This window comes from Actinomadura sp. K4S16 (genome assembly GCF_008327685.1).
GTDB lineage: Bacteria > Actinomycetota > Actinomycetes > Streptosporangiales > Streptosporangiaceae > Spirillospora.
Genome location: NZ_BDDE01000019.1, coordinates 255,046 through 274,593, shown reverse-complemented (window position 1 = coordinate 274,593; position 19,548 = coordinate 255,046). Strand labels below are relative to the sequence as shown.

The 19,548-nt window shown below is 71.8% G+C and carries 15 protein-coding genes and 1 riboswitch; of the genes, 10 read left to right on the top strand and 5 right to left on the bottom strand.

The window, feature by feature from the left end:
• Nucleotides 1–16: 16 nt before the first annotated feature.
• On the bottom strand, nucleotides 17–3,622 hold the full coding sequence (gene metH / locus K4S16_RS31325) for a methionine synthase (RefSeq protein WP_149262662.1): 3,606 nt from the start codon (nucleotides 3,620–3,622) through the stop codon (nucleotides 17–19).
• 24 nt (nucleotides 3,623–3,646) lie between these two features.
• Nucleotides 3,647–3,729, bottom strand: a riboswitch (S-adenosyl-L-homocysteine riboswitch).
• 67 nt (nucleotides 3,730–3,796) lie between these two features.
• Between metH and K4S16_RS31320 the strand changes: the two genes are divergently transcribed.
• Nucleotides 3,797–4,426: a uridine kinase gene (locus K4S16_RS31320; RefSeq protein WP_149262661.1), complete on the top strand. Its 630-nt coding sequence runs from the start codon at nucleotides 3,797–3,799 to the stop codon at nucleotides 4,424–4,426.
• A gap of 10 nt (nucleotides 4,427–4,436) precedes the next feature.
• On the opposite strand, the gene K4S16_RS31315 is transcribed toward K4S16_RS31320, so the two are convergent.
• From K4S16_RS31315 to K4S16_RS31305, 3 genes are all read right to left on the bottom strand, one after another.
• The gene (locus K4S16_RS31315) at nucleotides 4,437–4,811 is read right to left on the bottom strand and encodes a DUF6221 family protein (protein WP_149262660.1); all 375 of its coding nucleotides are present in this window, start codon (nucleotides 4,809–4,811) and stop codon (nucleotides 4,437–4,439) included.
• A 73-nt stretch (nucleotides 4,812–4,884) separates the two neighbouring features.
• A complete protein-coding gene (locus K4S16_RS31310) occupies nucleotides 4,885–6,138 on the bottom strand; it encodes a lipase family protein (RefSeq protein WP_149262659.1) in 1,254 nt (417 codons plus the stop codon).
• An 83-nt stretch (nucleotides 6,139–6,221) separates the two neighbouring features.
• A complete protein-coding gene (locus tag K4S16_RS31305) occupies nucleotides 6,222–7,415 on the bottom strand; it encodes a glycosyltransferase (RefSeq protein ID WP_149262696.1) in 1,194 nt (397 codons plus the stop codon).
• Between the two features lie 87 nt (nucleotides 7,416–7,502).
• Here K4S16_RS31305 and K4S16_RS31300 point away from each other — a divergent pair, with 87 nt between their 5' ends.
• From K4S16_RS31300 to K4S16_RS31275, 7 genes are all read left to right on the top strand, one after another.
• Nucleotides 7,503–8,891, top strand: coding sequence for a type I restriction-modification system subunit M (locus tag K4S16_RS31300; RefSeq protein WP_149262658.1), 1,389 nt, complete (start codon nucleotides 7,503–7,505; stop codon nucleotides 8,889–8,891).
• Nucleotides 8,884–9,921 (top strand): restriction endonuclease subunit S, encoded by a 1,038-nt coding sequence (locus K4S16_RS31295; RefSeq protein WP_149262657.1) that lies wholly within the window; start codon nucleotides 8,884–8,886, stop codon nucleotides 9,919–9,921. The genes K4S16_RS31300 and K4S16_RS31295 overlap by 8 nt, the downstream gene beginning before the upstream one ends.
• 321 nt (nucleotides 9,922–10,242) lie before the next feature.
• On the top strand, nucleotides 10,243–10,767 hold the full coding sequence (locus K4S16_RS31290) for an ATP-binding protein (protein WP_160161092.1): 525 nt from the start codon (nucleotides 10,243–10,245) through the stop codon (nucleotides 10,765–10,767).
• Entirely contained in the window at nucleotides 10,752–11,588 is an 837-nt protein-coding gene (locus tag K4S16_RS31285; protein ID WP_149262655.1) for an SAM-dependent methyltransferase, read from the top strand. Before K4S16_RS31290 ends, K4S16_RS31285 begins: the two co-directional genes overlap by 16 nt.
• A 167-nt stretch (nucleotides 11,589–11,755) precedes the next feature.
• Nucleotides 11,756–12,802, top strand: coding sequence for a hypothetical protein (locus K4S16_RS44575; protein WP_160161090.1), 1,047 nt, complete (start codon nucleotides 11,756–11,758; stop codon nucleotides 12,800–12,802).
• Nucleotides 12,803–12,828: 26 nt separating this feature from the next.
• Nucleotides 12,829–13,590, top strand: coding sequence for a class I SAM-dependent methyltransferase (locus K4S16_RS44570; RefSeq protein ID WP_160161089.1), 762 nt, complete (start codon nucleotides 12,829–12,831; stop codon nucleotides 13,588–13,590).
• A 10-nt stretch (nucleotides 13,591–13,600) separates the two neighbouring features.
• On the top strand, nucleotides 13,601–14,209 hold the full coding sequence (locus tag K4S16_RS31275) for a class I SAM-dependent methyltransferase (RefSeq protein WP_149262654.1): 609 nt from the start codon (nucleotides 13,601–13,603) through the stop codon (nucleotides 14,207–14,209).
• Here K4S16_RS31275 and K4S16_RS31270 read toward each other — a convergent pair.
• Entirely contained in the window at nucleotides 14,179–15,012 is an 834-nt protein-coding gene (locus K4S16_RS31270) for an exodeoxyribonuclease III (protein WP_149262653.1), read from the bottom strand. The two genes, K4S16_RS31275 and K4S16_RS31270, sit on opposite strands and share 31 nt — an antisense overlap.
• Before the next feature lie 223 nt (nucleotides 15,013–15,235).
• On the opposite strand from K4S16_RS31270, the gene K4S16_RS31265 reads away from it, so the two are divergent.
• Both K4S16_RS31265 and K4S16_RS31260 read left to right on the top strand, forming a co-directional pair.
• Nucleotides 15,236–16,384, top strand: coding sequence for an FKBP-type peptidyl-prolyl cis-trans isomerase (locus tag K4S16_RS31265; RefSeq protein WP_149262652.1), 1,149 nt, complete (start codon nucleotides 15,236–15,238; stop codon nucleotides 16,382–16,384).
• A gap of 216 nt (nucleotides 16,385–16,600) precedes the next feature.
• Entirely contained in the window at nucleotides 16,601–19,534 is a 2,934-nt protein-coding gene (locus K4S16_RS31260) for a transglycosylase domain-containing protein (protein WP_200842222.1), read from the top strand.
• Nucleotides 19,535–19,548: the final 14 nt, after the last annotated feature.

The following is a 19,548-nucleotide window of genomic DNA, read 5'->3' as shown; positions in this document are numbered from 1 at the left end:
GAGTGGTAAAAAACCATCAGGAGGGGTCGTAGGCCAGGTTGGGGGCCAGCCAGCGCTCGACCTCCGCGACCGGAAGGCCGCAGCGGCCGGCGTAGTCCTCGATCTGGTCCTTGCCGACGCGCCCGACGGTGAAGTAGCGCGACGCCGGGTGGGCGAAGATGAGCCCGCTGACGCTGGCGGCCGGGGCCATCGCGTAGGACTCGGTGAGCTTCATCCCCAGGCGGCTCGCGTCCAGCAGGTCGAACAGGGTCTGCTTGAGGCTGTGGTCGGGGCTCGCCGGGTACCCGAGGGCGGGGCGGATGCCGCGGAACCGCTCGGCGTGCAGGTCCTCCAGGGCGGGGTCCGCGTCCGGCTCGAACCAGGCGCGGCGGGCCTCCAGGTGGACGTACTCGGCGAACGCCTCGGCGAGCCGGTCCGCGAGCGCCTTCACCATGATCGACTTGTAGTCGTCGTTCTCCTGCTCGAACTTCGCGGCGAGGTCCTCGGCGCCGAGGATCGTCACCGCGAAGCCGCCGAGGTGGTCGCCGGACGGGGCGACGTAGTCGGCCAGGCAGCGGTTGGGGCGGCCCTCCGGCTTCGACGTCTGCTGGCGCAGCATCGGGAAGCGCGCCACGCCGGGCAGGATGATGTCGTCGCCCTCGGAGTGCGCGGGCCAGAAGCCGTAGGCGCCGTGCGCCTCGAACGCGCCGTCGGCGATGATCTGGTCGAGCAGCTCGTTGCCCTCGTCGAACAGCTCGCGCGCGACGGGCTGGTCGAGAATCGCCGGGTACTTGCCCTTCAGCTCCCAGGCCAGGAAGAAGAACTGCCAGTCGATCATCTCGCGGATCGCGGCGATCTCCGGCCGGACGATCCGCACCCCGGTGAAGTCGGGGGTCGGCAGGTCGCCGAAGTCGACCCGCTCGCGGTTCTCGCGGGCCTGCTCGACGGTGAGCAGCGGGCGGCGCTGCTTGTTCTCGTGCTGCTCGCGGAGCCGGGCCTGCTCCTCGCGGTTGGCGGTGTCGAGCGTCGCGGCGCGCCCGTCGTCGAGCAGGTCGGAGACGACGCCGACGACGCGGGAGGCGTCCAGGACGTGGACGGTCGTCGCGTCGTAGGCGGGGGCGATCTTCACTGCGGTGTGCTGCCGGGACGTGGTCGCGCCGCCGATCAGCAGCGGCAGCTTCATGTCGCGGCGCTGCATCTCCGCGGCGACCGAGACCATCTCGTCCAGCGACGGGGTGATGAGCCCGGACAGCCCGATCGCGTCGGCGTTCTCCTGGATCGCGGTCTCCAGGATCTTGGCCGCGGGGACCATGACGCCGAGGTCGATGACGTCGTAGTTGTTGCAGCCGAGGACGACGCCGACGATGTTCTTGCCGATGTCGTGCACGTCGCCCTTGACCGTCGCGAGGACGATCTTGCCCTGGCCGCGGTCGCTGTGCACGCGGCCGGCGGCGAGCGCCTCCTGCTTCTCCTTCTCCATGAAGGGCTCCAGGTAGGCGACCGACCGCTTCATCACACGGGCGCTCTTGACCACCTGGGGGAGGAACATCTTGCCGGACCCGAACAGGTCGCCGACGACCTTCATGCCGTCCATCAGCGGGCCCTCGATGACGTCGAGGGGGCGTTCGGCCTGCTGCCGGGCCTCCTCGGTGTCGTCCTCGATGTAGTCGATGATGCCGTGCACTAGGGCGTGGGAGAGGCGATCGGCGACCGGCGCGTTCCGCCAGGACAGGTCGACCTCGCGCTTGGTGCTCTCGCCCTTGACGTTCTCGGCGAACGACACGAGCCGGTCGGTGGCGTCGGGGCGCCGGTCGAACAGCACGTCCTCCACCATTTCGAGCAGGTCGGCGGGGATGTCCTCGTAGACGGCGAGCTGCCCGGCGTTGACGATGCCCATGTCGAGGCCCGCCCGGACGGCGTGGAACAGGAACGCCGAGTGCATCGCCTCGCGGACGACGTCGTTGCCCCGGAAGGAGAACGACAGGTTGGAGATGCCGCCGCTGGTGCGGGCGCCCGGGCAGCGCTCCTTGATGAGGGGCAGCGCGTCGATGAACGCCTTGGCGTAGCCGTTGTGCTCCTCGATGCCGGTCGCGACGGCGAGGACGTTCGGGTCGAAGATGATGTCCTCGGCCGGGAACCCGACCTCCTGCGTGAGCAGGTCGTAGGCGCGGCCGCAGATCTCCACCTTGCGCTCGGTGGTGTCGGCCTGGCCCCGCTCGTCGAAGGCCATGACCACGACGCCGGCGCCGAAGTCGCGGATGCGGCGGGCCTGCTCCAGGAACGGGCCCTCGCCCTCCTTGAGGCTGATGGAGTTGACGACGCCCTTGCCCTGGACGGTCTTCAGCCCCGCCTCCAGCACGCTCCAGCGCGAGCTGTCGACCATGATCGGGATGCGGGCGACCTCGGGCTCGGTGGCGATGAGGTTGAGGAACGTCGTCATCTCCCGCTCGCTGTCGAGCAGGTCGGCGTCCATGTTGACGTCGAGCAGGTTCGCGCCGCCGCGCACCTGCTCGAGCGCCACGTCCACGGCGGCCTGGTGGTCGCCCGCCTCGATGAGCTTGCGGAACTTCTTGGAGCCGGTGACGTTGGTGCGCTCACCGATCATGACGAAGCCGGTGTCGGCGCCGATCGCGAACGGCTCCAGGCCGCTGAACCGGCTCGCCGCGCCGGGCCTGGCGACCTCGCGCGGCCCCATCCCCCGCACCGCCTCGGCGATCTTGGCGATGTGGTCGGGGCCCGTCCCGCAGCAGCCGCCGACGACGTTGACCATGCCGGACGCGGCGAACTCGCCGACCTTGGCGGCCGTCTCCTCCGGCGTCTCGTCGTAGCCGCCGAAGGCGTTCGGCAGGCCCGCGTTCGGGTGGCTGGCGGTGTAGGTGCCGGCGAGGCGCGCCAGCTCCTCCACGTGCGGGCGCATCTCGTCGGCGCCGAGGGAGCAGTTCACGCCCACGACCAGCGGCTCGGCGTGCTCGATCGAGCGCCAGAACGCCTCGACCGTCTGCCCGGACAGCGTCCGGCCCGACAGGTCGACGATGGTCACCGAGATCCACAGCGGCAGGTGCGGGGCGACCTCGCGGGCGGCGGCGATCGCGGCCTTCGCGTTCAGCGTGTCGAAGATCGTCTCGATCAGCAGCAGGTCGACCCCGCCCTCGGCGAGCCCGGCGATCTGCTCGGCGTAGGCGGCCTTGACCTGGTCGAACGTGACGGCGCGGTAGGCCGGGTCCTCGACCCGCGGGGACAGCGAGAGCGTGACGTTCAGCGGGCCGATCGAGCCGGCGACGTACCGCCCGCCGAACTCGTCGGCGGCCTGCCGGGCCAGCCGTGCGCCCTGCACGTTCATCTCCCGGACCAGGCCTTCGAGGCCGTAGTCGGCCTGCCCGATGCTGGTCGCGGTGAAGGTGTTGGTGGTCGTGATGTCGGCGCCCGCCCGCAGGTACTGCCGGTGGACGTCCTGGATCACGTCGGGCCGGGTCAGGTTCAGCAGGTCGGGGTCGCCGGTGACGTCCTTCGGGTGGTCGTCGCCGATGCGGTCGCCGCGGTAGTCGCCGGGGGTCAGTCCCGCACCCTGGAGCATCGTGCCCCAGGCGCCGTCCAGCACCGCGATCCGCTGCTCAAGGAGTTCGCGCAATGGAGTTCGAGTCATGTCTTTTCGAGCACCTCCCATGGAATCTGGGAGGCGCCCTTGCGGAATCAGGTGTGTCTCGGGCCGAGCGTGGCGGGCTCTCGCCCGTTGCAGCGCCTCTCGGCCCGGTACCGAGGTTACATTCCGAGGGGCCGGTGTGTCAGGCGCGGCCCGGGTTGCGGGCAGGATGAGGTGATGCGCGCACGACCGATCTCGCCGTCTCTGGTGGTCGAGGAGCTGGCCGACCGGATCGCCGCTTCGAAGGCCGGTTCCTGGTCGCGGGTGGCGGTCGACGGTGCGCCGCCCGCCGCGCCCTCGGACCTGGCCGACGCGCTCGTCTCGCCGCTGCGCGCTCTGGGGCGCGACGTCGTGCGGGTGTCGGCGCGCGACTTCCTGCGCCCGGCGTCGCTGCGCTACGAGCACGGACGGGACGATCCGGACGTCTTCTACGACGAGTGGCTCGACGTGGGCGGGCTCGTCCGGGAGGTGCTGGGGCCCCTGGAGCCGTCCGGCACGGGAAGGGTCCTGCCGAGCCTGTGGGACGCGGCGCTCGACCGGGCGACGAGGGCGGACTATGTGCGCGTCCGGCCCGGCGGAGTCCTCCTCCTGGACGGTTCGCTGCTGCTCGGCCGGGGGCTGCCGTTCGAGCTGACCGTCCACCTGACGCTGTCGCCCGGCGCGCTGGCCCGCCGCACCCCCGGCGACGAGGCGTGGACGCTGCCCGCCTACGCGCGCTACGACACCGAGGTCCAGCCCGTGCGCGCCGCCGACGTCGCCCTGAAGATGGACGACCCGGGACATCCGGCGCTGATCACGGCCGCCTGACCACCGACACTCAGGGCCGCCATTCCTCCTGGTAGGCGGGGTGGTGGGCATAGGCCAGCGCGAGGAGGCGCAGGACGTTCTCCCGGACGGACTGGGCCGCGTCCAGCTCGGGGGTGCGGTGGCCCTGGCCGAGGATCCAGGCCTGCTTCTCGTACTCGTCGACGATCTGGCGCTTGGCGGCCGCCTCGGCGAGCGCGCGGGACGGGGCGTGGCGGGCGATGTGCTCGGCGTACGCGTCGTTCTCCGCCGTCGCGACGTAGGCGGGATCGTCCGTGTCGGTGCTGACCGTCCCGGAGGGGGACGCCTTCCAGGGGGAACCGGAGCAGGCGCGGGCGATCTGCTCGTCCCGGTCCAGCCGGGCGCGGAGGAACTCCACCAAATCCATAGGGCCATCCTGCCCCCTGCGGAGCGGGATGGCCCTACGGGATCGCCTTACGGGAAGGCCCTCCGGTGCGCGGTCAGGCGGCGCAGTTGCCGGTGACCGGCTTGCCGGCGAACCGGTCGGCGAGGAACGTCATCGCGTCGGGCTCGCTCCAGAGCATGCCGGTGGCGTGCTCGGCGAAGGTGTAGGTCTTCCAGGTGACGTTGGCACCCTTCGCGCACCACGCCTTGTGGAGGGTGTCGGCCTGCCCGGCCGGGATGATCTCGTCGTAGACGGCCTGCGTCTGGAGCACCGGGGCGCTCGGGGCGGTGGAGCCGAGCCTGTTGGCGTCCAGGCGCCGCCGCCACTCGGGCGTGGCCAGCGGGTCGCTGGTCGTGAAGTCGCTGATGTGCTTGAACGCGGTCTGGACGACCGTGAGGGGCCCGTCGAAGCTGACCAGGCAGATGTCCTTGGCCTTGGCCAGCAGCGCGCGGCCCTCGTCGTTGAGGTACTTCTCCAGGTCGAGCTCGGGGTAGGCGGCGTCGTAGCCGACGGCGGCCATGAACATGAGCGCGATGAACGGGGAGCCGTCCAGGCCCTTGGCGACGGCCTGCAGGTCCGCCGGGACGCCGCCCGCGAACACGCCCTTGATCGTCAGGTCGGGGGCGTAGGTCTTCGCCAGCTCCGCCGCCCAGCCCGCGGTGGTGCCGCCCTGCGAGTAGCCCCAGATGCCGACCGGCGAGACGCCGAGGCCCGCGTCCGGGAGGCGCCGCGCGGCGCGGGCGACGTCCAGCAGGGCCCGCCCCTGGGAGGTGCCGACCTCGTAGGTGTGCTGGCCGGGGGTGCCGAGGCCCTCCATGTCGGTGACGGCGACGGCCCACCCGCGGCTGAGCGCGTCGGCGATGAACAGCTCCTCGTAGTCCATGCCCTGGGTGAGGGTGTAGGACGGGGCGCAGGCGTCGCCGAGCCCGCGCGTCCCGACGCCGTACGCGACGAGCGGCCGCTCGCCCTCGCCCGTCCACTCCTTGGTGGGGACGAGGACCATGCCCGAGACGGCGTTCGCCTGCCCCTCCCCCGTCTGCGACCTGTACAGCACCTGCCAGGACTTGACGTCCCCGTACGGCGAGTGGCTGATCGGGTCGACGGTGAACACCGCGGGACGCGACCGGATGACGTCACCGGGCGCGCCCGCCGGGAGCGGGGAAGGCGGCTGGTAGAACGGGTCCTCGGCCGGAGGCGTGGGAGCCTGCGGCGCCGCGGCGGCGGTGCCCTGCAGGGCGGCCGCCGTCATGACGAGGCCGACGCACGACGCCACGGCGGCGCGCACGACCCGGCGGACGGTGATGGACATGGCGGGTACCCCTTCGACATGGCGGCGAGACTTCGCCCCTGCCGTCGGCGTGACGGCCACCTGACCGTAACGTAATTAGACACTTACTCCAATGTCGCCGGGGGAGCATCCTCGGCGCCGGTTTTGTGCGTGGCTGACAAAGTGCGGCCCTTCCAGGCGCCGCCCTGCCCGGCGCGGTGCCGGCGCGCGGAGTCGAGCGTCATCGCCGCGTACAGCAGTGCCACGAGCGGCAGAGCCGGAGCGCGCGCGGGCGACAGGCCGTAGAAGCGCAGCATCGGCACGTAGGTGGCCGCCATGAGGGCCCAGGCAATGGCTCCCGCCGCGAGGGCGAGCCCGCCGGGGCCGGACGGTCCGGCGGCCAGTCCCGCGACCGTCGCGGCGGGCGGGACGGCGTAGAGGAGCAGCAGGCCGGCGACGGTCCCGGCGAGCAGGACGGGCGAGTAGCGCAGCTGGTGGTAGGCGCTGCGGGCGATCATCGCCCAGAGGTCGGCGAGGCGGGGGTAGGGGCGGCGGCTGGCGACGTCGCGGCCGAGGTCGAGGCGGCAGCGCCCGCCCGCGCGCTTGACCAGCCGTCCCAGCGCCACGTCGTCGATCAGCGCGTCGTGGATCCGGGCGAGGCCGCCCGCCCGCTCCAGGACGGCGCGGCGCACGAGCATGCAGCCGCCCGCGGCGGCGGCCGTGCGCGCCCCGTCGCGGCCGACGCGGCGGAACGGGTAGAGCTGGGCGAAGAAGTACACGAAGGCGGGGACGACCACCCGTTCCCAGCCCGTGCGGGTGCTGAGCGTGGCCATCTGCGAGAGCAGGTCACGGCGTCCTGCCTCGGCGGCGCGGACGAGCCTCTCCACGGTGCCGGGGGCGTGGGCGATGTCGGCGTCCGTGAAGAGGAGGAAGTCGGGTTCGCCCGCCGCCCGGACGCCCTCCGCCATCGCCCAGACCTTGCCCGCCCATCCCTGCGGGCGCTCCCTCGCGGGCACGATCGTCAGGGCCGGGTCGCCGCCCGCCAGAGAGGCGGCCGTCTCGGCGGTGCCGTCGCCGCTCCCGTCGTCGACCAGGACCACGCGGAACGCGCCCGGGTAACGCTGGGCGAGCAGCGTCGGCAGGGTCTCCGGGAGGACGGCGGCCTCGTCGCGCGCCGGGACCACGGCCACGACCTCGGGCCACGGGTCCGGCTCCGGCGCCTCGGGCAGGCCCGGTCCCGTCCGCCAGAAGCCGCCGTGCGCGAACGCCAGGTACAGCCATCCGGCCAGCGCCGCCAACGCCAGGGCGCCCACGACCATCACGTTCCGCAGCCTCGCACCGCGCCGGCGCCCCGTCCACCAACGGCGTCCCGACGGCGCGCCGGACCTGGCGCTAAAGTCACGCGGATGGACGACGTCCTGTGGAAGGCCGCCGGCAAGCTGCGCGGATCCGTCGACGCGGCGCAGTACAAGGACTTCGTCCTCGGGCTCGTCCTCCTCAAGTACGTGTCCGACTCGTCCGGCGACGGGGCCTTCCGGGTACCGGCCGGGGCGCGCTGGGCGGACCTCTCCCCCGCGTCCGAGAGGCTCGGGGAGCGGATCGACGCGGCGATGAGCGCCGTCATGCGGGCCAACCCGTCGCTGGACGGCGTGCTCCCGCAGATCTTCGCCCGGGTCGACCAGCGGCGCCTCGGCGAGCTGGTCGACCTCATCGGCCAGGTGCGGTTCGGGGGGCGGCCCGCCCGGGACGTGCTCGGCGAGGTCTACGAGTACTTCCTCGAGCGGTTCGCGCGGGCCGAGGGCAAGCGCGGCGGCGAGTTCTACACGCCGGCGGGTGTGGTCAGGCTGCTGGTGGAGGTCCTGGAGCCGTTCCGGGGACGGGTGTACGACCCGTGCTGCGGTTCCGGCGGCATGTTCGTGCAGGCGGAGCGGTTCGTCCTGAGCCACCGGGGCCGGCTGGGCGACATCGCGGTCCACGGGCAGGAGGCGAACGAGCGGACGTGGCGGCTGGCCAGGATGAACCTGGCGATCCACGAGATCGCGGGCGACGTCCGGTGCGCCGACACGTTCTACGAGGACGCCCACCCGGGCCTTGCCGCCGACCACGTCCTCGCCAACCCGCCGTTCAACATGTCGGACTGGTACCGCGACCCCAGCGACGCGCGCTGGCGGTACGGCGTCCCGCCGGCGGGGAACGCCAACTTCGCCTGGATCCAGCACATCGTGGCCAAGCTCGGGCCGCGGGGCCGTGCGGGCGTCGTGATGGCGAACGGCTCGATGTCGTCCCGGCACTCGGGCGAGGGCGAGATCCGCGCGGCGCTGGTGGAGGCCGATCTCGTCTCGTGCGTCGTCGCGCTGCCGGACCGGCTGTTCCGCAGCACCCAGATCCCCGCCTGCCTCTGGTTCCTCGACAAGAGCAAAGGCGCGCCTGGCGAGGTGCTGTTCGTCGACGCCCGGGACATGGGGACGCTGGTCGACCGCACGGAGCGGATCCTCACCGACGCCGACATCGCCCGGATCGCCGGCGCGTACCGGGCCTGGCGCGGCCACGACCACGCGGACGTCCCCGGCTTCTGCCACGCGGCGGGGCTGGACGAGATCAGGGCGCACGACCACGTCCTCACGCCGGGGCGCTACGTCGGCGCCGCCGAGGCGGACCGCGGCGACGAGCCCGCGGCCGACCGGGTGGAGCGGCTCACCAAGGAGCTCTTCACGCACTTCGAGGAGTCGGCGCGCCTCGACCTGGTCGTCCGGGACGAGCTGGGGCGCCTCCGCGACCGGCGGGCCGATGGCTGACGTGGCGCTGGGGGAGCTCGTCACGTTCTCCAACGGCCGGTCGCACCCCGCCGCGGGCACCCGCTACCGGACGTTCGGCGCCAACGGCGTCATCGGGACGTCCGGCCGGTTCAACGCCGGGCCCGGCTCCACCGTCGTCGGGCGCGTCGGGACCTACTGCGGGGCCGTCCACTACAGCCCTGAGCGGTGCTGGGTCACCGACAACGCCATCATCGCCACGGCGAAGGACGGGGTGAACCCCCGCTACGTCTACTACCTGCTCAAGCGGCTCGGCCTGAACCGGTACCGCATCGGCTCGGGGCAGCCGCTGCTCACCCACGCGATCCTGAACGGCCTCACCGTCCGGCGGCCGAGCCGGGCGGAGCAGGACGCGGCGGCGTCCGTCCTCGGCGCCCTCGACGACAAGATCGCGGTGAACGGGCGCATCGCGGCCTGCGGGGACGCGCTGGTCCGCGCCCGCTACGACGTGGCGGCGGCCGCGGCCGAATCCGCCGTGCCGATCGGCGAACTCGGGGAACTGGTGCGCCGCCACGCGCCGCCGCACCGGATCGGGCGGGACGAGAACTACATCGCGCTGGAGCACATGCCGAAACGGCACATGTGGCTCTCGACCTGGACCGACGCGTCCGGCGTCACCAGCGCGAAGCGGTGCTTCGAGGCCGGCGACGTCCTGTTCGGCAAGCTCAGGCCCGTCTTCCACAAGGTGGGGCTCGCCTTCGTGGACGGCGTCGCGTCGACCGACATCCTCGTGGTCCGCCCGAAGGACGACGCCCGCCGGGGCTGGCTCCTCGCCGCCCTGGCCAGCGACGAGGTCGTGGCGCACGCCTGCGCCGTCGGCGACGGCACGCGCATGCCCCGCGCCAGGTGGCAGGACATCGCGGCCTTCCCGGTCCCCTGGCCCGGCGACGGCCCCGCGCGCGCGTTCGGCCGCCTCGCCGGTGCGCTGGCCAAGCGGGCGGAGGCCGCCGCTTCGGAGAGCGCGACCCTCGCGAACCTCCGCGACACCCTGCTGCCAGAACTGATCGCCTGAAGGCGCGGGCCGCCTCGACCTCACCCTGGCGCCGCTGATCTCCGTCTGGGGCCGCAGGCCCGGCGGCTGACGCCGGGCGGGTTTTCAGACCGCCCCGGGCTCCCTGACTGGGCAGGTAAGAAGCCGCCTGTGGCGGATCATGGACGCGGCGTGACGCGTCCCAGGGTGCGGCAAGGCCCTTGCACGCGCGCAAGCGTTGGTGACTGCCCCTCGGGGCTGCGTAAGAGTGTGTGTTGTTTCACTTCCACGTCCGACATCGACTTGGCCGAAGAGCACATGTTCGCTTACAGCCCGACACGGAGACGTGAAACCAACGCCGCCATGAACGCATCAGACACATGGTCAGGGCCCCTTCTGGTGCCCGCTCCCGCTCCCTCGCTGGAGGTCGGGATCCCGTCCGCCTGGAACAACAACGGCAAATCGTCAGGGCGCCTCATCGGCGAGATCGACCTCGCCGCCACGCCGCCCGCCGTGCGGCTCGGCCGTTCCTACGTCCGCGAGCTCGTCGGCCAGCACTTCGGCGCCGACCGGTCCGAGCTCGGCGACCTGGAACTGCTGACCAGTGAGGCCATGACCAACTCGGTGCTGCACGCGCGGCCCCGCCGGGACGGGACGATCACCGTGTCGGTCCTGCACGTCGACCGGTACGTCCGGGTCGAGGTCACCGACGGCGGCGCCGCCTCCCCGGGGCAGCCGCGCCCGGTGGACGAGGCGCTGCCCGCGGGCGGGCGCGGGATGACCCTGATGAAGGCGCTCGCGACCGACTACGGCACCTGCCGCGGCCGGAACGGGACCTCCGTGTTCTGGTTCGGCATCGGCGTCCGGGACGGATGGCGGCTGCCGTGACCCCGGGGGCGGCGCTGCGACCGGCCGGCTGGACCGAACCGTCCCCTCCGGGGGGCGGGATCCGGCTCAGCACGTCGTCCGCCAGCGTCGCCCGGATGTGCAACTACCTCCTCGGCGGCAAGGACAACTACGCCGCGGACCGCGCGTCCGCCGAGCGTGCCCTGCGCAGCTGCCCGGTGGTGCTGCGGCTCGTCCAGGCGAACAGGGGCTTCCTGGACCAAGCCGCCGCACTGCTCGCCGGGGAGGCCGGGCTCCGGCAGTTCGTCGACGTCGGCTGCGGGCTGCCCGCCGCCGAGAACCTCGGCGACCTCGTCCGGCGGGCCGACCCGGCCTGCCGGGTCGCCTACGTCGACAACGACGCGATGGTCCTCGCGCACGCGCGGGCCCTGCTCGCCGTGGACGACGGCACCGGCGCCTTCGCCGGGGACGTCCGCGCCCCGGCCGCGCTGCTCGCCGACCCCGGGCTGCGGCGTCTGATCGACCTCTCCGAGCCCGTCGCGGTGTTCCTGCTCGGCGTCCTGGACTTCGTCGCCGACGAGGACGACCCGGCCGGCATCGTCGCCGCGCTGGCGGCGGGCCTCCCCCCGGGCAGCCACGTGGTGATCAGCCACGCCGTGCGGTCGCCCGAGCTGGACGCGGTCTCCGGGCCGCGTGAGGGCGTCGACACGCCGTTCCGGCCGAGGAGCGAGGACGAGATCGCCCGCATCTGCGGGAGCCTGCGGATGCTCGCCCCCTATCCGGCCCGGCTCACGGCGCCCACCTCGCTGCGCGATCCGCGCCCGCTGCCGCTCGTCGGCTGCGTCGGGCGCGTCCCGGGGTGACGGTCCGGATGCCCTCCGCGGTTCTCACGGGAAACGCTGTCCGGGCGCGGGACGAGGCCCTCGCCTGGACCGGTTACAGGACGGACATATCTGCCGATCGCCCGCCCCGGCCGCGCGGCGCTTCGCTACGATCGAAGCGCCAGCAACTGCCACATCTAGGGCGAGTGATGACAGCGGACGGCGAGCCGAAGTCTCTCTCCGACATCACCAAGGACATGGGGCTGAACATGTCCGACGTTGCGGCCTTCTCCGGACTCGACGAAAGCACGATCTTCCGGTTGTGGGACAACGTCGAATGGCTCGACCGGATCAGCGGCCGGTCGCTGCAGAGCCTCATGTCGTCCGTTCCGGGAATCGCCGAGTACTCCATGGCGCACGCCCTCCGCAAAAGGCGCGACGGGCTCGTCGCCGACCTGCACGGCGAGGGCCTCAACGTCAACCTCGACGCCCTGGAGAGATCGCCCGTCGCGCAGCCGCACCTGCTGAACGCGCTGGAGGCCGGGCTGCACATCATGCGCGGCCAGGCGACGCAGAAGACGTCGTCGTTCATCGCCCGCTTCTGGGGGCGCGAGCAGGACACCGCGCTGGAGGCGCTCTACTCCACCACGGCCGGCGAGGGCCTTCTGGACGACCCGCGGAAGCTGTACGACTCGTCCATCGACCTGGCCCCCCGGCTGAACCGCAAGACCTACTCGTTCCACTCGATCCTCGCGCTCAACATCCTCACACACCAGGTCAGCAAGGTGACCGGGGAGCTGGAGGCCGACCTCGGGTTCGAGGTGCCCGGACGGCAGGCCGCGTTCATGATGCGCGGCGTCGTGATGGGCTCCCTGATCAGCTCGAACGACTTCGAGCTTGCCGAGCGCTACCGCAAGGAGCTCGACGCGGCGCCGGTCTATGCGGCGCTGGAGGAATGGTCGTTCCCGACCTACACCAGGGACGGCCGGATCAGCAGCGACTTCACCCTTCCGAGCTCCCTGTCGCTGCGCAACACGGCCGTCGAGGTGCTCCGCGAGATCGCCGTCTACAACGACGCCTACGTCTACTACCTGGCGTCGACGTACATCCCGCTGGCGGTGAAGCGCGACCCGGCGTTCGGCGGGAAGCTCCCCGAGCTGATCCAGGCACTGGAGCTGCGCGGGGCCGACTGCCGGGACAGAAGGATCAGACAGACCTGCGAAAAGCTGGTGCGGCGGCTCAAGGGCCTCGCCTGAACCAGGCCTTGGAGAATGGGGAGCCGGTGGAGGACACGGCGCAAGCCATCGCGAATCTGACGCGCGCGCGTTGGGAGGCGAACGCGGAGTACTGGGTCAAGGTCATCAGGGAGCGCCGCGACCGGTACCGGACCGAGCTGACCGACGCCGCCGTCCTGGACGCCGTCGGCGACTGCGCGGGCCGGCGCGTCCTGGACGCGGGATGCGGCGAGGGCTACCTGTCCCGCAAGCTCGCCTCCATGGGCGCCGACGTCACGGGGGTGGACGCGGCGCAGGGCCTGATCGACGCGGCCTCCTCGCACCCGTCGCCGGTGGGCAAGACCACCTTCACCCGCGCCAGCGTCGAGGACCTGCCGCTGGAGGACGACCAGTTCGACCTCGTCCTGTGCAACCACCTGTTCAGCCACCTCCAGGACCCGACCCGCGCCATCGGCGAGTTCTCGCGCGTCCTGAAGAGCGGCGGGCGGCTGGTCCTGCTGACCCTGCACCCCTGCTTCTACGTGGAGAACGCCGAGCAGGGCGCGGCGAGCAGCGTCCCGGCCTCGCAGTACTTCGCCTCGCGCGGGATCGACCAGCGGTTCATGGTGGACGGCCTGGAATCCCCTTCGATGATCACAAGCTGGCTCCGGCCGCTGGAGTACTACGCTGGAACGCTCCGAGACGCCGGTTTCGTCATCGCGGACCTGCGCGAGCCGCATCCGACGGAAGAGCAGATGCGGGACGACCCCTGGTGGCGCAAGGGCTTCCCCACGGCCATGTTCATGCTCCTGATCGCGGAGCGCCGTTAGAGTCGTCCTCATGGAGGACGTGCCGGCGGGGTTAGCGGAGCATCCGGACAGGCTCCGGTGGAACGAGAAGTACGCGGAGGCTTCCGGGCCGTCGCGTGCCCACCCGCTCGCGGAACGCGCGCTGTCGCTGGGGATGCCCGACGGCGGGGTGCTCGACCTCGCGTCCGGACCGTCCGGCAGCGCCCTGCTGGCCGCCTGGACGGGACGCGCCGTGACCGCCGTCGACATCTCCGAGATCGCCCTCGGGCGCCTCGGCGCCGAAGCGCGGCGGCGCGGGCTCGGGCCGCTGATCACCCTCGTCCAGGCCGACCTGGGCGAGTGGCGGCCTGGCACGGACCGGTACGCGCTCGTCCTTTGCACCGGCTTCTGGGACCGCGCCGTGTTCGAGCGCGCGGCCGGGGCCGTCCTGCCCGGCGGCCTGCTGGCCTGGGAGGCGTTCACCGAGGCGGCCCGGCGCGACCGCCCGCGCCTGCCCGCCGAATGGTGCCTCAAGCCGGGCGAGCCCGCCTCGCTGCTGCCGGACGGCTTCACCGTCCTCGACCAGTCCGACGACGCCGGCAAGCGCCGCTTCCTCGCCCGCCGCGAAGATCAGTCGAGGTCGACGACGACCGGGGCGTGATCGGAGGGGCCCTTGCCCTTGCGGGCCTCCCGGTCGACATACGCGGAACCCACCCGCGCCGCGACGTCCTCGCTCGCGTAGAACAGGTCGATCCGCATGCCCATGTTCTTGTGGAACGCTCCGGCCCGGTAATCCCAGTACGTGTAGGGATGGGGGCCCTTCATGGGCGTCGGGACGACATCGCGGAGGCCGAGGGCCCGCAGGTCGGCGAGCGCCTGCCGCTCGGCGGGCGTGACGTGCGTGGAACCGACGAAAACGGCGGGGTCCCAGACGTCCTCGTCGGTGGGGGCGACGTTGTAGTCGCCGCAGGCGACCAGCGGCGCCCCCTCGGCCAGCTCGGCCCCGAGCGCGTCGCGGAGGCCCTCGAACCACGCCAGCTTGTAGGCGTAATGGGCGGATTCGGGAGTGCGGCCGTTCGGCGCGTACAGGGACCAGACCCGGACGCCGCCGCACGTGGCGCCGATCGCGCGGGCCTCGGGTGCCAGCAGGACGGGCTCGCTCAGCTCCATCTGGCCGGCCTCGTCTTCGGCTCCGGCCTCGCCCGCGTAGGACGGCTCGCCCGGAAAGCCGAGGGAGACGTCCTCGATGCCGACCCGTGAAAGGACGGCCACGCCGTTCCACCGCCCGTCGCCGTGCGCGGCGGTGGCGTACCCCAGCTCCTTTACCTCCGCGGCGGGGAAGAGATCGGCGCGGCACTTGGTCTCCTGGAGGCAGACCACGTCCGGCTTCGTCTCGTCCAGCCAGCCGAGAAGGCGCGGAAGGCGTGCCTTGACGGAGTTGACATTCCACGTCGCGAGGCGCATCCCCCCAGCCTGCCATCCCCGGGCGCGTGGAAGCGTGTGTCATGCCGTCGGCGGGGATATCCTGGCGGCTTCCCCTGTCCCCTGCCAGATGACACCGCTCCTTGCGTGTGGCCGGTAGATTGCGGGTCGGCCTCCTTCTCCCGGATTTCACGCTGTGCTTAGCCCGGCCCTGGAAGGGTGGTCACGTTCGTGGTGTCGTCGAACCCGGAGCAAGTGAGGAAACATGTCCGAGGATGACAAGCCCCGGGGCAAGCCGGCGGTCAAGGCGAAGGCGAAGATCCCGAACGCCCAGAGCATCCGCAGCCCCGAGTTCACTCCGCACGGGATCAGCGCCGGCCGCGGCAGCGGGCTGAACCGGCCGTCCGCGCTGACCGCCAAGGAGGCCAAGAAGCGCCGGCTGATGATGGTCGCCGGGATCGTGGTCGCCGCGCTCGCGATCTCCGGCGGGGTGTTCTGGTGGGTCAGCCGCCCCGGGCCGAAGGTCGAGGTGACCGGCAAGTTCGCCGAGGAGCCCAAGGTCGAGATCCCGAAGAAGCTGGAGCCGACCAGGACGCTCAAGGTGAGCACGCCGATCAAGGGCGGCGGCCCCGTCGCCGCCGACGGCGACACCGTCTTCGTCCAGTTCGCCACCTACAAGTGGTCGAAGGCCAAGGACGAGGAGAACTCGCGGGTCAAGAGCTCCAGCGAGAAGGTCCGCTCCTCCTACGAGGAGAACCAGCAGCAGGGCGGCGGCGGCCCCATGAAGCTCGTCGTCGGCAAGAGCGGGCTCAAGGACATCGACAAGAGCCTCGTCGGCAAGTCCGCCGGCAGCCGGGTCGTGATGCAGCTCCCGCCGTCCAAGGAGCTCACCCAGCTGAGCCCGCAGCAGATCTCCGCCAAGGACGCGATCCTGTTCGTCATGGACGTCCAGGCGGTCGTCCCGAAGAGCCAGCAGCCGCAGGGCACCGTGCAGAAGCTGGACGACAAGTCGCTGCCCAAGGTCGAGGACAAGGGCGCCGGCAAGGAGCCCAAGGTGACGATCCCGGGCGAGGACGCACCGAAGAAGCTCGTGGCGAAGACCCTCGTCGCGGGCAACGGGCCCGCGCTGGCCAAGGGCGACGAGGCGGTCGTCAACTACACCGGCAAGATCTGGAAGTCCGGCGACAAGTTCGACTCCAGCTGGGACAACAAGCAGCCCGCGACGTTCCCGATCGGCCTGGGGCAGACCATCCCCGGCTTCGACAAGGGGCTCACCGGCGCGAAGGTCGGCAGCCGCGTGCTGCTCGTCCTGCCGCCGGACGAGGGCTACGGCAAGAAGGGCAGCCCGCCCAAGATCAAGGGCGACGACACCCTGGTGTTCGTGGTGGACGTCCTCGCGAAGGTCTACAAGTGAGCTGACCGAGGCGCGGCCGTGCGCGGGAGCGGCGGGGCACCCCATGGGTCCCCGCCGCTCGCCTTTTTTCCGAAAGGCCGCCGGTTGCGGCATCCGTCACGACAACCAGGGAGACGGATTGCCCGTCCTCCTATGGGAGACCGCGGATGAGCATTGGGCGGCCGCCGCACGGATTCCCTCAGGTATCGTCTGTAACGCATTAATCACGGGGGGGTTGTGAGCGACAGCGAGAAGATCCCGGAGAGCCGGGAACGCTCCGGGACGGGCCAGGCGGACCGGCACGACACCGAGGCCGGGGCGTCGGCCGGCACGGACGGACGCGCGACCGCCACGCTGACCGCGGATGTGAACGGCTCCGAACTTGCCATCGGAGAATCCGCCCCGGACGCCGAATTCGCCGACGAGGACGACATATCTCGGAACGACGACAAGGGTCGCGGAGAGGCCACCGACCTGGGCGACTCAGCCGAATCGACCACCGTGGATAACACCACGGACGCCCCCGCCGATGAAGCCCCCGCGTCCGAAGACGCCGCCCTCTCTGAGGATGTCTCCCCCGCCGAAGACGCCGCAGCCCCCGAAGGCGCCACCGCCTCGGAGAGCGCCGCCGCGTCCAATGATCTGACCGCCTCCGAGGCCGCCCCCGCCTCCGACGGCCTCGCCGGCCCCGAAGACGTCGCAGCAGCCGATGAGGCCACCACCTCCCAGGGCCCCACCGCCTCGGAAAGTGCCGCCGCACTCGATGATCCCGCGGTGTCCGATGGTGTCGCCGCGTCCGAAGGTGCCGCCGCCGAGGGGGTTGCGGCGTCCGGAGAGGCCGCCGTGTCCGAGGGTGTCGCGGCGTCCGGAGGTGCGGCCGCGCCGGATGGTGTTTACGGGGCGACCACCGGAGATACCAAGACCATGCCCGCCGCCTCCAAGCGCGACTCGACCCAGCGCGACTCCCATGCCGGAGAACCGCCGTCCGGCACAGCTCCCGGGCCCGGCGGCGGTGGAGGCAAGGGGCCCGGCAAGCCGCGCAGCCGCCGGTCGCGGTTCTTCCGCCGCTCGCTGTTCCTGATCCTCGCCTTCCTCGGGTTCTGCATCGCCGCGTTCGGCGTGGCCTACCTGTTCACGCCGGTGCCGTCGCCGCAGGAGGAGGCGATCGCGCAGGGCCCGACGTTCTACTACTCCGACGGCAAGACGCAGATCGCGAAGACCGGCGTGAACCGGGACGCGGTCAAGCTCGACAAGATCCCCAAGAGCACCCGGGACGCCGTGATCGCCGCGGAGAACCGCAGCTTCTACAGCGACCCCGGGGTGTCGGTCCAGGGGACCACGCGGGCGCTGTGGTCCACCGCGACCGGCAAGCAGCTCCAGGGCGGCTCGACGATCACGCAGCAGATGGTCCGCAACTACTACGGCGGCATCGGCAAGGACCGCTCGGTCACCCGCAAGCTCAAGGAGATCATGGTCTCCCTGAAGGTGGGCCGGGAGAAGGACAAGAACTGGATCCTCGAGCAGTACCTCAACACCATCTACTTCGGCCGCGACGCCTACGGCGTGCAGGCCGCCGCGCACGCCTACTTCGACAAGGACGTCTCGAAGCTGACGCCCGCGGAGGGCGCCTACCTCGCCGCCGCGATCCAGCAGCCGAGCAACTTCGCCGACCCGACCGGCCCCCGCCGCGCCTACGCCGAGCAGCGCTGGCGCGCGATCGTCGGCAACATGGTCCGGGACGGGGCGCTCACCTCGTCCCAGGCGGCCTCGCTGACCTTCCCCGCCCCCGGCAAGGAGAAGATCATCGACGTCCTCAAGGGCCAGCGCGGCTACATGGTGAACGTGGCCAAGAAGGAGCTCACCGAGCGCCGCGGCTACAGCGAGGACGAGATCAACCGCAGCGGGCTGAAGATCACCACGACGTTCGACAAGCGGCTGATGGACGCGATGAAGCAGGCCGTCTCGAACAACGCCCCGAACGGGATGAGCAAGAAGATCCGCACCGGCGCGGTGTCGGTCGACCCGTCCACCGGGCAGGTGCTCGCCTTCTACGGCGGCCGCGGCTACCTGGAGGAGGCGCTGAGCAGCGCCTTCGGCGACTGGGCGCAGGCCGGGTCGGGGTTCAAGCCGATCGCGCTGGCGGCCGCGCTGGACGACGGCAAGACGCTGTCCACCAGCTACGACGGCAGCTCCCCGCAGTACTTCCGCGGCGCGCCCATCCACAACGACAGCAACGAGAACTTCGGGACGGTGAACCTCGTCACCGCCACCGAGCACTCGATCAACACGGCCTACGTCAACCTCGGCCAGGACATCGGCAACAAGAAGATCGCCGCGATGGCCGAGAAGATGGGCATCCCCGCGTCGCAGATGAAGCCGGACCAGCGGGACGCCGCCACGTTCCCGCTCGGCATCGTTTCGCTGCACCCCGTCCAGCAGGCGGGCGTGTACTCGACGTTCGCCTCCGAGGGCGTGCACCGGACGCCGTTCGTGGTGAAGTCCGTCACCGACAACGAGAACCACAAGCGCAAGTTCACCGAGAAGGGCGAGCGGGCGTTCAGCCAGCAGGTCGCCAGGGACGCCACCTACGCCATGCAGAAGGTCGTGCAGGGCGGCACCGGCACCGGCGCGCAGCTCCCCGACGGCCGCGACGTCGCCGGCAAGACCGGCACCACCGACAAGGGCCGCGCGATCTGGTTCAACGGGTTCATCCCGCAGATGGCGACGACGGTCGCGATGTTCCGCAGCGACGGCAAGCCGCTGAACATCCCCGGCTACGGCGCGTACGGCGGGCAGCTGCCCGCGCAGATCTGGCGCTCGTACATGTCGGACGCGGTGAACATCAAGGGCTACGAGCCCGAGTCGTTCGGGTCGCCGTCGGAGACGCCGGGCAGCGGCTTCGGCGGGCCGACGCAGGACGTCCCCCCGGGCGGGACGCAGCCGCCGGACACGGGCGGGCCGGTCGAGCCGCCGCCGTCCACGGACCGGCCCGACACCCCGACGCCCCCCACCGACCTGCCGACCATCCTCCCGCCGCAGCCGCCCGGCGACGGCGGCGGAACCGGCGACGGCGGTGGCGGCACCGGTGACGGAGGCGGAACCGGAGGCGGAACCGGCGACGGCGGCGGAACCGGAGGCGGCCCACTAGGCCGCTTCGGAACCGGCGGCTAGCCGACGCGCGGGGA